Here is a 13,164-nt window from a genome sequence, read left to right as displayed (position 1 = left end):
TTTGATGAAACACGAAGTGGTATTGAACCTTCGGCGCAGCGTGCATTTTCCCAGTGAAAATACTGTATGGCGTCCCCTTGACTCCTGTTGCCGAAGGCGCTTATGGTTAGCCTTGATAGGGCTAAATCGCTGCATAAACGCGACATGTAAGGCGTCCGTAAGACATGGGGCCTATCGTGTTAGCAAACAATTACTACACTGGAGACAAGCATGAGCGCTACAGAAAACCAAGGGCAGGGCACGGAACAGCAGGGACCAGGAGAGTCGCGCGTATTTGACCCATCGGCAGCGTTTGCCGCACAGGCAACGATTTCCGGCATGGACGCCTACCGCGCCATGGTGGCCGACGCCGAACGCGACTACGAAGGCTTCTGGGCCAAGCTGGCGCGCGAAAACCTGAGCTGGAAAAAGCCGTTCACCCGCACCCTGAACGAAGACAACGCGCCATTCTACAAATGGTTCGAAGACGGCCAGCTGAACGTGTCCTACAACTGCCTGGACCGCAATATCGAAAATGGCCTGGGCGACAAGACGGCCATCATCTTCGAAGCGGACGACGGCACCGTTACCAAGGCAACATATAAAGAACTGCACGAAAAAGTCTGCAAGTTCGCCAATGGCCTGAAAGCCAAGGGCATTGCCAAGGGCGACCGCGTGATCATCTATATGTCGATGTCCGTTGAAGGCGTGGCCGCCATGCAAGCCTGCGCGCGCATCGGCGCCACCCACTCTGTGGTCTTTGGCGGCTTCTCGGCAAAATCCCTGCAGGAGCGCATCATCGACGCGGGTGCCGTGGCCGTCATCACGGGCGATGAGCAATTGCGCGGCGGCAAAAAGCTGCCATTGAAATCCATCGTAGACGAAGCGCTGGCGCTGGGCGGCTGCGAGTGCGTGAAAAACGTCATCGTCTACAAACGCACGGGCAGCGACTTGCCGATGGTGGCCGGCCGCGACACATGGCTGCACGACCTGGTCGAAGGCCAGCAGGCGCAATGCGAACCGGAATGGGTCGATGCCGAGCATCCATTGTTTATCTTGTACACCTCCGGCTCGACGGGCACGCCGAAGGGCGTGCAGCATTCGAGTGGCGGCTACCTGCTGTGGGCCGCGCTGACGATGAAGTGGAGTTTCGACATCAAGCCCGACGACGTGTTCTGGTGCACGGCCGACATCGGCTGGGTGACGGGTCACAGCTACATCGCGTATGGTCCGATGGCCGTGGGCGCCACGCAAGTGGTGTTCGAAGGCATCCCGACGTACCCGAACGCGGGCCGTTTCTGGGAAACCATCAAGAAGCACAACGTCAGCATTTTCTACACGGCGCCAACGGCCATCCGTTCGCTGATCAAGGCGGCCGACGTGGACCCGAAAGTCCATCCAAGCAACTACGACCTGACCAGCTTGCGCCTGCTGGGCACGGTCGGCGAGCCGATCAATCCAGAAGCGTGGATGTGGTACTACAAAAACATCGGCGGCGAGAAATGCCCGATCGTCGACACTTTCTGGCAAACGGAAACGGGTGGCCACATGATCACCCCGTTGCCGGGCGCCACGCCGATGGTGCCAGGTTCCTGCACCCTGCCATTGCCAGGCATCATGGCCGCCATCGTTGACGAAGCGGGCCAGGACGTGCCGAACGGCCAGGGCGGCATCCTTGTGGTGAAGCGTCCATGGCCATCGATGATCCGCACGATCTGGAACAACCCCGAGCGTTTCAAGTCCAGCTATTTCCCGGAAGAACTGGGCGGCAAGATGTACCTGGCAGGCGACGGCGCCATCCGCAACAAGGACACGGGCTATTTCACGATCACGGGCCGCATCGATGACGTGCTGAACGTATCGGGCCACCGTATGGGCACGATGGAAATCGAATCGGCCCTGGTGGCCAACCCGCTGGTGGCCGAGGCGGCTGTGGTGGGCCGTCCGGACGACACGACCGGCGAGTCGATCTGCGCCTTTGTGGTGCTGAAGCAAGCGCGTCCGACTGGCGAGGAGGCCAAGAAGCTGGCCCTGGAGCTGCGCAACTGGGTCGGCAAGGAAATCGGCCCGATCGCGAAACCGAAGGAAATCCGTTTCGGCGACAACCTGCCAAAAACCCGCTCCGGCAAAATCATGCGCCGCCTGCTGCGCGTGCTGGCCAAGGGCGAGACGATCACGCAGGATGTGTCGACCCTGGAGAATCCGGCGATTCTGGATCAGTTGAAGGAAGCGTCGTAATAAGGTCAGTCCCTTCGGGATCGGCCTGCGCCCCACTGGGGCACAGGCCCCCGCCGGGTCTGACCCCAGCTTTTACTGGGATGGAAGCATGAGAACATCCGAAACCAATTCTGGCCAGCCAATGGTTTTACCCCAAGGTAAATAACTTTGGCAGTCCGTAGAATCTTTGCTATAATCTGCGGCTTCGCGACAAGCGATATGCAGTACACAATGTGAGCAAGCAAGACGCGCGCATTGCCTTCAGGAGAGATGGCTGAGCGGCTGAAGGCGCACGCCTGGAAAGCGTGTATAGGGTAATACTCTATCGGGGGTTCGAATCCCCCTCTCTCCGCCACGGATAGTAATTAAGTAAGATCAGGACGTCTCAGGAAGTCCCTCAAAAACCGCTTAGAGCCTTGATTCTAAGCGGTTTTTTCGTTTTTCGGCGTCTCGAAATGTGCCAAGACGTTTCAGTACGTCTAACTTTTTTGAGGGAAGGCGTCGGGCCGCATTCCCCCATCCTTGACTACCATTCCCGCATAACTGTCCTATAGTGGTTTCAGACGCATTTGCGAAGGAGGCTACCATGGCAAAGCTCATCGTACCGCTGTCCGAACTTCAGGTCAAAAACGCCAAACCAAAGGATAAACCATACAAGCTATCCGACGGCGGCGGCCTGTTCGTAGAAGTCATGCCGAGCGGGTCTCGCATCTGGCGCTGGAAGTTTCGCCAGGCCAACGGCAAGGAGAACGCGCTGACGTTTGGTCCTTATCCGGAAATTACGTTGCAGGATGCGCGTGAAAAGCGCTTGGCTGCGCGGCGCTTGATGCTGCAAGGAATCGACCCCGCCAAGCATCGCGACGACGCCAAACGCTTGGCAAAGGATAAGGCGTCCAACACCTTCGAAAAAATCGCGCGCGAGTGGCACGGCAACAAAGTGCCGACGTGGAGCGAACGCACCGCCAAGAACACCATCCAGCGCCTGGAAGCGGACATCTTCCCAGCCATCGGCCGCATGCCGATCGATGAGATAAAGCACCGCGATCTGATCGCCGCACTGCGCAAGATCGAGGAGCGTGGCGCAAGTGAAGTCGCCCATCGCCTGAGAGCGCTATGTGCGTCAATTTTCAGCTACGCGATTCAATGCGGATTCACAGAGCGCAATCTGGTCACCGATATGAAGGATGTGTTGAAGACCGTCCGCGCCGGACACTTCGCCGCCATCAACGCCGACGAACTACCGCAGTTTCTGGCCATTCTGGACCGCAACGAAGCACGCATGTTCGCGCCGACGCGCATTGCGCTGCGGCTGATGCTGCTGTGCTTTGTGCGTACCAGCGAGTTGATCGAGACGCCCTGGAGTGAAATTGACCTGGAGCGCGGCGAGTGGGTCATTCCATGGCAGCGCATGAAGCGCGGCAAGCTGACCGTCAATCCGGATATGACCAACCATCACGTCTGCCTGTCGCGCCAGGCGCTGGAGCTGCTGCGCGAACTGCACGCGATCACGGGCCGCAGCAAGTACCTGTTCCCGAATCAGCGCGACCACGAAAAGCCGATCAGCAATAACACGATACTGGTGGCGCTTGGACGCATGGGATACAAGGGCAAGATGACCGGCCATGGCTTCCGGGCGCTGGCCATGAGCACCATCAAGGAGCGCCTGGGCTACCGGCATGAAGTCGTGGACCGGCAGCTGGCACATGCACCGAAGGATAAGGTGGCCAGCGCCTATGACCGCGCCCAGTTCCTGGCGGAGCGGCGCCGGATGATGCAGGATTGGGCCGACTATATCGATGCCGTCAGCGGCAAGGGAGCGCCGCCGCAGACGCCAAGATTAACGCTGGTCAGTGGCGAATTCAGCCGGGATGGCGGAACAGGAGGGCACCATGTCTAAGTATGTATTGCGCCTCACGGATGAGCTTATCAATCAAGCTGCTCCGAAGGACAAAATATACAAACTATCCGATGGGGCTGGTCTGTACATCGCAGTGCAGCCCAGCGGCAGCAAGGTCTGGCGCATGAAGTATCGCCAGCAAAGCGGTGGCGAAAGCGTTCTGACTTTTGGCAGGTATCCCGAAGTCTCTATCGTCAAAGCCCGCGAACACAGGCTTGCAGCGCATCAGCTGCTGGAGCTGCAGCAGGACCCGCGCACAGAATTCAATCGAGAAAAATTGCATCCACTGCCAAAGCCTATTCCAATCGACGAAATATTCGATGAGCCGGAGTGGGGCCATGTGCAGACCAGTATTCGGCGGGCGACCCTGCTCGCTATCCGTCACCTCGAAACCGCCTTATTTCCGGCATTGCAGCGCATTTCCATCAGTGAAGCACAGCACAGTATCCAGCAAGCAGCCATTCGGCAAATTGAACAGGCTGGTTTGCAGGTCGTCTCCCGTCAGCTGGAGGGTGTCGCGACGGCGCTCGCTGCCAGTTATTTACGTAACGGTATGAGCATGGACCAATTGGTTAGTGCGATGAAGGAGTCAAGGAGGCGGGTACGTCGCCAGGGCGACAACATGCAGTAGCTATCGGAGTCTTTGACCGGGTCCCAATTCTGCGTACTACGAAAAGCGCACTTGACGAAACGAACCACTTGCAAACGTCGATATCAGGCATAGAATGAAGCTCTCTTATGTGGGAATCGCTCCCACGAGGGCATGCTTCGAGCATGTCCCTATGCTTAGCGGCATAGGCGTTGCGGTCGTTACCCGCCACCATGATACATAGCAGTTTCTGCTAGATATATCGCCGGGCCATGCAGAAGCATGCACATCTCGGCAAGATAAAGCGCTGCCTTCAGCGCCTACATATCCCACAGTCCGCAAGACGGATTGCCTGGATGATTGCGCCCGGTGGGCGCTTCTTCAAACAGGAGCAAGACTCCTGCCCCGATTGGTTCGCATGCCCCGCGAGGTAGCGCACCGTATGAAGCACAGCATGGCTTTGCCGCAAGCCGCAGCGTCAGCAGAAATGCCAGCGATGCGATGCCATCGCGGCTGCCGCCAGCGCATGTGCTTGAGAGTCGCCAGTATCGTCACCGCGAGTGCGATGCTGGCTTGTATGCCGTCGCATGCCATGGCTACGTGCGCGCGTCGTTACTGGCGGCGTGCTGCCAGTGACGACGCGCCGCCGACGGCATAGGCCCAGGCGGCAAGCGGAATGCCACCGCGTGATGGTGTTCAGTGACGGGGCCAGGCGCCCCGCATCGCAGGCAATTCCTGCGATGTCCTTTGCCCGCTACGGGCTGATTAGTAGAAGTTGATCCGTGCACGATGTGCACTCCATGGACCCTGGGTGATTGGTCCCCGCTGCGGCAGCTTCCTCCGGGAGCGCGCAGCGGTGCCACACGCGCATGCGGCGCGGGCAAGCAGTAACAGCAACCGCATACACGGGAGTGGTGTCCCGAGGCCCTTGATTCAACCTTTTCTGCTGAGGCAGTGAGGGTGGCCAGAAACACTTACCAGACAGGATTACACCACGCAACATCGATGTGGAAACCCAAGATCGAAGGGATGACTTTGCCATGCGCGACCTGAACTACCAGCTCAAGCAACTGTGTCACCGCAACCGGGATGGCAGCTTTGCGACGCAGGCCGACCGCGAGCGCTTATTAAACCTGTGCGCCAACGACCTGGCGGAACGGGGCTTCCAGCATATGAGCGTGGACAGCCTGAAGCCGAAGCATGTGGCGGCGCTGCTCGACAAGTGGAAGCAGGATGGCGTCAGTACCGGAACGATCAAGAATCGCATGAGCGCCCTGCGCTGGTGGGCCGAGAAGATCGGCAAGGAAAACATCATCGCGCGCACCAACGGCGAATACGGCATCGCGGAGCGGGTGTTTGTCACCAATGTCTCGAAGGCGAAGGTGCTCGACGCCGACACAATGGCCCGCGTGAATGATCCGTATACGCGCATGTCTTTGCAGCTGCAGGCGGCGTTTGGTTTGCGGCGCGAGGAAAGCATCAAGATCAAGCCAGGATGGGCCGATGGTGGGAGCGTCTTACGGCTGAAAGATAGCTGGACCAAGGGTGGCAAATACCGGGAGCTGCCGATTGCCACCATGCAGCAGCGCGCCGTACTGGAAGCGGCCAAGGCGCTGGCGGGCAAAGGCAGCTTGATTCCGGCGCAGTTGCGGTATCGGGACCAGTTGAACCGTTTTCGTGCGCAGTGCGACAAGGCTGGCATCCATGGCGTGCATGGGCTGCGCCATGAGTACGCGCAGCGGCGCTATGCCGAGTTGACTGGCCGACCTTGTCCAGCCAGTGGCGGTCTGACTTCGAAGCAGCTGGATGCGTCGCAAAAATTGGTGGATAACGCTGCGCGGATGAAGATTTCGACGGAGATGGGGCATGGGCGTGAGCAGGTAACTTCCATCTATCTTGGGAGATGACGGCCTGCCTGTAGCAGGTCCGCAGTTTATGGAGCAGAAGATATGCCAGGGGCAGCCATGGCGCTGCCGGAACTATCGCGGAGAGGCTACATGACTCTCCATTGTTTGCTGTTCATCAATCGAAGGAGAATCTTATGACCACGACTAAAAAATTCCTCCGCTTGCCTGCGGTAATCGAGGCCACCGGCTGGTCCCGCGCCACAATCTGGCGCAAGGTGAAGGCAGGCGTGTTGCCTGCGCCGATTCCCATCGGCCCCAAGTCCGTCGCCTGGGACGCGGCCGAAATCGCAGAATGGCAGCAGCGCTGTATAGACGCTAGACGAGGAGTCGCTTGAGGGAGAGGTTGATACCTTATGGATCAACAGCACCGCAACAATAACACCGTCTGGAACGCGTGGGGTTTAGGACATTAGCGACCGAGGCGGACGAAGAGATAGCCAGGCAATTTAATGAGAGTGTTGCTACTACGGCAAGGCTACTGCGCAAACAGAGCGCAAGCGGTTTCTAGTCGGTGTGATTACTACTCAGGCTAAGTTAATGAGTCTGGTGGAATAGTTGGAGATCTTAGCTGAGTGGCTAAGGCTTGGATCGGCAAATGGAGAGAAGCAAAAGCCATCGGGAAATTTGCGGAAAGTGAAGTTTGCGTTGTTGTGGTTGGCAAGACGGTAGCGATCGTGCCAGTGGTTGAGTTTCTTTCGAAACTGTAGCGGAAGAGCATCTGTATGCTGGAGCGAGTTGTTCACTGTGTTCTCACTAGCCAAGCAATTTATTAATTGATGAGGGACAGTTTTCTTCTTGGAATAATTCAAATTATGAACAAATACCTTCAAAAGCTGTACGAAGGCGCTTCGTCTCGGGTGAAAGATCAATCCCGAGTAATTCATTGTATCCATCGCAAGAATTTAAAAGAAATTGACCTAGCGTAATCATGCTTTCGGCAATATTTCCAATTTGTGGCATTCTTCGAATTTCTGTAATATCTCCTGCTTCATTCTCGGAAATGTAAATTTCAAGTGACCGCGGTGTGCTATGAGTTGCCGCGCTCGCTATACGATAAAGAGCATTGTAAGTATCTACGCACTTAATTCGTCTTGCATATTCGTAACAATTTGCTTCATTTGCATTCAATGCTTCAATTTCAGCCTTTAGTGCAATGCGTACATCTTCTGTTGCATAAGATTTCACCATGTCGTAAATGTCATTTTTGCTCTGCATAGCTGCATTAATTATCTTCTGGCGCATCTTTAAATCAGTCTTGAAATATTCTTTCACAAATTCCGTATTCGAGCATAGATTTCCAAAAATAAAATATGCTTCAAGAAAATTTCTTAATCCGGCAGTAACTTCTGTACTAAATCCAGCATTTGCAAGCAAAACTATAGATTCACTTATTTCTAATAATCTAGCCAGCATGACAGAGGAAATGGCCTTTTGTTTCTCAATATCACTTTCTTGATTGGTGATGTCGTTTTTCGCCAAGCTGCTATCACAAAGTCTAATCGTCTCTTGAACTAATTTTATAATCGAGGAAATTTTCCTATTTATGTGCTTTGCATCCGCAACGCCACGGGAAGACAAAAAACCATCGCCAACTATTTTCATTTTTTTATTCCTTATTCTTAGTTATACGATGGTTTTATGTTTAGTAGATATTTTCTTCAATGGAAAGGTTTTTTTTGGCGAATGTGACTTGGAATCCAATCTCGACACCTGATGCGCATCGATCTACTGGTGCTTCGTGTGTTTCTCCGGTTACATGCCAGACACCAATTTCAGGATGTCGGAAACTTTGTATAAGGCAAAGTACAAAGAATATCTTTGGTCCAAATGGTAATAAAATTGGATTTGAACGTGTTAAAAGATCAGATATTACTATTTCAAGTTGACCAAAAGTTCTTGATGGTTGATCAATTTCGTATTTTATTACACGATTTTCACCAGATAATCGCATAATTAGACTGCTATTGTTTTTTTCTAGTTCCGGTAAGAATTCCTCGACGGGGGAAATTGGGATAAATCCCCACTGTTCTGATGGGTCAAGATATTCAGATGCTCCCTCGGCCTTTTCAGGTTCATATCCAAGGCCGGTAATTAAGCTCGTTGGTAACGATTGTTTTGACGGCCATCCTGAAAAAGACGAGTGAACTGGTTCAATAGCTTCGTTGGGTACAACCGCTGTTAAGGGGGGCGTAAAATTTGCCAGTGAATAGCAAAAAGTTATTTCAAATTTCACAAAATCTTGCAAATTAAGTATATGCAAAACTACTTCAGCCATAAATTGTCGCGGCATACACGATATATCCAGAGCAATCCGGATAGTATTAAGGGGGTGCGAACTAGTGAAATTCTTTATGGATTCAAAGAAATCATGAGGGTGGATTTTTTCAAATCCATTCAATTCAAAAAAATCGTCATTTTCGGTATACGCTAGTTCTTTCCTTGAATCACAAATTATTGCTAATTTCTTCGAACTTGAAATTTTGTACTTGTGGGCGATATTGATCGCACGAGATTCCGGACTTAGCGTACATATAATAATGTCAAAATCTTGGTTCGTGGTCGGTAATTTGTCAATAAAATTGATAATTTTCATTAAAAGAGTCCTCGCTGACTAGGTTCCATTTTTTCCTCAGCCTGCACTTTTTGATTGGCATCATTCTTGTTCATTGCAGAAGATATTCTCGTTTGACCGGTGGAGCGCAAGGGAAGGAAAAATTCTGGAGCTAAGCGATAGCATAAGCGCACTCGTGATCCAATTAACCCGATACTTTCAGGAGAGTCTAACAATCGTTTTGGTGATTCGGGGTTCATAATCACTAAAGCACCAAGATGTATCGCTGTCTCAAGGAAAATTCCATATTCCCGAGCTCCCGCAGGATCAATTTCAAATGATTGCGCAGGATCCGGAGAGAAGGCATCAAAATAAAGTTTTTGTCTTATCGAGCCTGCAAGCGTTTCCAAAAATTCATACAGGGTGGCTATTTCATCCTTTTTGCTGGCGTGAATAGGATATATTTTTAACATTGCTGCGAAACGTTTGTGCATCGCTGTAATTGCTGCAGCTTGAACACTTTGCGAAAATATCGGAAGTGATTTCTTTATATGTTCGCCATCTAATAAATCTGCCAAGTTAAGAATCCAGCGAGGATTTCCTTCTGTAATATCTAATATGTTTGGAAAACCAAAATATGGCTCATGCGCAATTTTCCCCGACCGCAATACAGATTTCTCTTTTTTCCAACTTTTAACTGCTCGATTTCTAAACTGAACCAGGGGCATAATTTTTCGAATTAACGGACCCTGTTTTTTTCTATCGGATAGATCAAGGTTAGCTAGGTCAATTTTTGAGCGTTGCAAGAATTCCATAAAGGAATCATCTTTCTTTGCCAATTCTGAGAATAATGTTTGGCGTTTGTCTTTTGATAAATTACCTTCGGTCAATTTTGAATCTGGATACTCAAGACTTTCCTCACCATTGTCTTCTTCGTAAATGCTAGATTTTCCAAGCTTAGTGGAGAGATTAGCTTCGCTAATTTCAAAGCCACGATGTTTAAGAGCTTGGCAAAGCAATCGGGTTGCAAAGTTTCTGAGATCATTTCGCTCGTTGTACCAAAGATTCAGAATTTTAAAGTCATTTCCTTGGGTTGGTTCATCTTCCTGAATTCGAGAAAATATACCAGATGCGGAGGGGCTAAGTGCTAATTTAAATATTAGTTGAGACGACGTCGAGCGTAGGCAGGAAACGATGGATTGAAGCAGACTAGGTGGAATAATTTCCAATTCATCGAGTAGCAAGGCCCATCGCTGATTCTGTTTCTCTATAAACTCGTTAATTGTCTCAATTGCAGTCACTATTCCATCGAGCCAACCTAAAGCCAAGTATGGGTCATCCATTGATAATTCGTGTAGCGAGACGCCGTTCCGTAGCTGGGAGGCCCAAGTCGGGAATCGTGTTTGGCGCATTCTAAGTTTATGCTTAAGTTCAGATAAAGATGGAATGCTAATTGGAGTCGACCATAACTCAGCAAGCCGTAGCGCAAGCGTTACTTCATTTGGACGCTCTAAGATGAATTTGAATTTTTCGTGATCGTTACTGTTTGAATTCTTAGATATCTCTATGCATTTATCGATTGTATCAAGAAGAGCCAAGAAAATTGATGTGCCGAACGCGACTTCGTACAACCTTTTCTTTGTTTCTTCGCAATCAATTCCATCGACGTGAGCGGCTAACTGTTTTGCCCAACGGACATCCGCCGGCACAAATATTCCTACGAAAGCTATATTTTGAGCCGTTGCTCCGTGGGCGCCTGATGAATATGCAAAGCTTGAATCCGGTTGTAGCATCTTGAGTAAAGTAGTTTTACCGCTTCCTCGAGGACCAATTAGAACACAATGATTCAATCCCAATAATTGATAAAACTGAGAAGGGGCAACGAAATCGCGAGCAACGTCTAAGGCAGAGAGCTGCCGTGCATTAAACGAGTCAAGGTAAGATAAGGGATTTGAACTCATAATGATAACTCGGTAGGAAATGATAGACGGCTATCCCCGCCAAGATTAACTTTAAGGCGGCCTAAAAGATACCTTAGCTTCTTAATTTCAAAGGGCATAAGATAGTTTAACGCGGGCAAGACTTCACAAATTTCTGTCCATTTCATAAAACTACCTGGAATAGTTTGAAGGTGATCTCTTACATCGGTAGCAATTTCATCGATATTGACATTGTTGGCGAATCCGCATCCATTTGGAAGCCCATGCTCATCTTCTATTGCTGGTCGCCATTCTGTAGATGTCCAATAATATGCCTCTATTCTGCCTCGCATTTCAAGGGTTCCGGATACATTTTGGATGGATTCTAATTCAAGAATATAGAATTGATTCTTTGTCTTCGTGGCAAGTGCTCCACTTAGGGCTGCTCCGAATGATCCTGCAGAAAAAACGATAGGTGGAGTAGCCGCTCCCTGAGCGCGTATTAGACGTGGATCATGTTTGTGTCCATGAATAATTAACCAATCGTTATATGATTCATTCAAAATTTCCATTAATTTTGAGCCGTTGTACATATCTATCTGCCCAGAACCTTCCGTGTCATGCTGACTTATTGGATGATGATGCATTAAGACGATTCGGAATTTCTTTGAGCTTGCCAGTTCTGTAACTCTCTTTTTAAATGAGTCAAGCACTACTTGACTAATCTTCCCGCGCTCATATTCGTTTGGTTGCATGGTAATGTGAAAATGACATGAATTGATTAGTACAATTACAGCATCGTCATCTTCAATAATCTCGTAACCTCTACCCCAATATATCCACCGCTGATCTGGATTTTTCAAAAACGAAGCAGGATAATCTTCGATTGACTGCAGTAGCCCGATTGGATCAACAGTTTCTTCGACTAAGCCTACTGTCTTCATTGATTCTGAAGCCCTCGAATCGACTTCATGATTGCCTGTTACTGCAATTAATTCTACTGCACACAGCTTGTCTCGAAGGGTTTTTAAGTTCTCCCAGCCTTTAATAAATGCGGGATGTGCTGCTTGGTTAGTAATGTCTCCAGGACAAAGCAGTACATTCGCTTTAATAGCGTTAGACGTTAGAAAATTTCCAAGTTTTTCTATAGGATCAAATTTCTGCCCATTAGCCATTTGCGGCCGATAGCTCGACGGATCTGTCGTTGTATCTAGCACGTAATGAAGATCTGTAATTACAGCGATACGCATACGCGAGCCACTCATCTTCAATTTTTGGGTCATCATTTAATTAAAATTTGAAATTAGTATTTCCTGCACCATGCCTCTACCTCGTGAAAATCCACTAACACTCCTTAGCACGTCTAATTCGCGTACACCCCAATTTGGGAGCAATTCTCGCATGATTGGGAGATCAGCGTAGGATAGAAGCACTTTAGCCCCACGCTTGGAGGCGCGATTGCAAGCATCTGTTAGTCTAACGATGTCAATTTCTTTAAATGCATTTATGCCATATTCACCGCGATCACGAGATGCGCCAGCATAAGGGGGGTCAAGGTAAACAAAATCGCCTGTAGTGGCGATATCTAAGAGTTCTTCAAAGTCTGCCGCGTGGAACTCGGCTGAACGAATGAATCGACCGAAATTTGTTATTTCTTCGACTGAAGGAAGAGCACCCATATGTTTTCCGCGTGGTACGTTAAACTGTCCTTGCTTGTTTGTACGGTAAACACCATTAAAGCAGAAACGATTTAGATAGAGGAAACGCGCAGCTCTGTCGTTCGACGAAAGAGTAACCGGATTTAATGCCCGTAGTTCATAATAAAAAGATTCTGTTAGGGGCATTGCTGCCGCTAATTTACCTATGTGTGCCGGGCGATGGCGTAAAGTTCTGTAAAAATGGATAAGCTCAGGATTGTTGTCGCTAAGGACAGCTTTTTTAGGTTTCAGATCGACGAACAAGCAAATTGAACCGCAGAACGGCTCAATGTAGCGTTCGAACTCTTTTGGTGCGCTGGCCCGCAGAACTGGTAGAAGGCGTCGCTTGCTACCTGCCCAGCGAAGGAGGGGACGGCAAATGTCAGTCATGTATTTTGCAAGATACTC

At 50.3% G+C, this 13,164-nt stretch carries 10 protein-coding genes and 1 tRNA gene; 6 read left to right on the top strand and 5 right to left on the bottom strand.

Annotated features, from left to right (window positions below; translation table 11 throughout):
* The first annotated feature begins 210 nt into the window (after positions 1 to 210).
* The 6 genes from acs to KO539_RS19480 all read left to right on the top strand — a co-directional run bounded on the left by acs (position 211) and on the right by KO539_RS19480 (position 6,924).
* Entirely contained in the window at positions 211 to 2,217 is a 2,007-nt protein-coding gene (gene acs, locus KO539_RS19505; RefSeq protein ID WP_219311016.1) for an acetate--CoA ligase, read from the top strand.
* Positions 2,218 to 2,460: 243 nt separating this feature from the next.
* Positions 2,461 to 2,551: transfer RNA gene (locus KO539_RS19500), tRNA-Ser, on the top strand.
* A 231-nt stretch (positions 2,552 to 2,782) separates the two neighbouring features.
* Positions 2,783 to 4,093, top strand: a complete 1,311-nt coding sequence (locus KO539_RS19495; protein ID WP_219311014.1) for an integrase arm-type DNA-binding domain-containing protein — start codon at positions 2,783 to 2,785, stop codon at positions 4,091 to 4,093.
* A complete protein-coding gene (locus KO539_RS19490; RefSeq protein WP_175445081.1) occupies positions 4,086 to 4,724 on the top strand; it encodes a DUF4102 domain-containing protein in 639 nt (212 codons plus the stop codon). Before KO539_RS19495 ends, KO539_RS19490 begins: the two co-directional genes overlap by 8 nt.
* Before the next feature lie 998 nt (positions 4,725 to 5,722).
* The gene (locus KO539_RS19485; RefSeq protein ID WP_219311012.1) at positions 5,723 to 6,589 is read left to right on the top strand and encodes a phage integrase N-terminal domain-containing protein; all 867 of its coding nucleotides are present in this window, start codon (positions 5,723 to 5,725) and stop codon (positions 6,587 to 6,589) included.
* 134 nt (positions 6,590 to 6,723) lie between these two features.
* Positions 6,724 to 6,924 carry an AlpA family transcriptional regulator gene (locus KO539_RS19480; protein WP_219311010.1) on the top strand — a complete coding sequence of 67 codons (201 nt, stop codon included), beginning with the start codon at positions 6,724 to 6,726 and terminating at the stop codon, positions 6,922 to 6,924.
* 475 nt (positions 6,925 to 7,399) lie between these two features.
* Here KO539_RS19480 and KO539_RS19475 read toward each other — a convergent pair whose 3' ends face one another.
* Genes KO539_RS19475 through KO539_RS19455 form a run of 5 tightly spaced genes read right to left on the bottom strand, consistent with a single transcriptional unit; the run spans position 7,400 to position 13,146 of the window.
* Complete coding sequence (locus tag KO539_RS19475) at positions 7,400 to 8,191, bottom strand: DUF5677 domain-containing protein (protein ID WP_219311008.1); 792 nt, start codon at positions 8,189 to 8,191, stop codon at positions 7,400 to 7,402.
* A 40-nt stretch (positions 8,192 to 8,231) separates the two neighbouring features.
* Positions 8,232 to 9,182 (bottom strand): hypothetical protein, encoded by a 951-nt coding sequence (locus KO539_RS19470; protein ID WP_219311006.1) that lies wholly within the window; start codon positions 9,180 to 9,182, stop codon positions 8,232 to 8,234.
* Positions 9,182 to 11,101: a hypothetical protein gene (locus KO539_RS19465; RefSeq protein ID WP_219311003.1), complete on the bottom strand. Its 1,920-nt coding sequence runs from the start codon at positions 11,099 to 11,101 to the stop codon at positions 9,182 to 9,184. Before KO539_RS19465 ends, KO539_RS19470 begins: the two co-directional genes overlap by 1 nt.
* Positions 11,098 to 12,345 carry a metallophosphoesterase gene (locus KO539_RS19460; RefSeq protein WP_219311001.1) on the bottom strand — a complete coding sequence of 416 codons (1,248 nt, stop codon included), beginning with the start codon at positions 12,343 to 12,345 and terminating at the stop codon, positions 11,098 to 11,100. Before KO539_RS19460 ends, KO539_RS19465 begins: the two co-directional genes overlap by 4 nt.
* A complete protein-coding gene (locus KO539_RS19455; RefSeq protein WP_219310999.1) occupies positions 12,346 to 13,146 on the bottom strand; it encodes a Dam family site-specific DNA-(adenine-N6)-methyltransferase in 801 nt (266 codons plus the stop codon).
* Positions 13,147 to 13,164 lie beyond the last annotated feature (18 nt).

It is taken from the genome of Janthinobacterium sp. NKUCC06_STL (assembly GCF_019345455.1).
GTDB lineage: Bacteria > Pseudomonadota > Gammaproteobacteria > Burkholderiales > Burkholderiaceae_D > Janthinobacterium > Janthinobacterium rivuli.
The sequence above is the reverse complement of the archived record's forward strand: the minus strand, read 5'-3'. Positions and strand labels throughout refer to the sequence as shown.

Bases quoted from the DNA above. Each gene is read 5' to 3' on its own strand.
- acs (WP_219311016.1), top strand. From the start codon at position 211: ATGAGCGCTACAGAAAACCAAGGGCAGGGCACGGAACAGCAGGGACCA.
- KO539_RS19495 (WP_219311014.1), top strand. From the start codon at position 2,783: ATGGCAAAGCTCATCGTACCGCTGTCCGAACTTCAGGTCAAAAACGCC.
- KO539_RS19475 (WP_219311008.1), bottom strand. From the start codon at position 8,191: ATGAAAATAGTTGGCGATGGTTTTTTGTCTTCCCGTGGCGTTGCGGAT.
- KO539_RS19480 (WP_219311010.1), top strand. From the start codon at position 6,724: ATGACCACGACTAAAAAATTCCTCCGCTTGCCTGCGGTAATCGAGGCC.
- KO539_RS19485 (WP_219311012.1), top strand. From the start codon at position 5,723: ATGCGCGACCTGAACTACCAGCTCAAGCAACTGTGTCACCGCAACCGG.
- KO539_RS19460 (WP_219311001.1), bottom strand. From the start codon at position 12,345: ATGATGACCCAAAAATTGAAGATGAGTGGCTCGCGTATGCGTATCGCT.
- KO539_RS19465 (WP_219311003.1), bottom strand. From the start codon at position 11,101: ATGAGTTCAAATCCCTTATCTTACCTTGACTCGTTTAATGCACGGCAG.
- KO539_RS19470 (WP_219311006.1), bottom strand. From the start codon at position 9,182: ATGAAAATTATCAATTTTATTGACAAATTACCGACCACGAACCAAGAT.
- KO539_RS19490 (WP_175445081.1), top strand. From the start codon at position 4,086: ATGTCTAAGTATGTATTGCGCCTCACGGATGAGCTTATCAATCAAGCT.
- KO539_RS19455 (WP_219310999.1), bottom strand. From the start codon at position 13,146: ATGACTGACATTTGCCGTCCCCTCCTTCGCTGGGCAGGTAGCAAGCGA.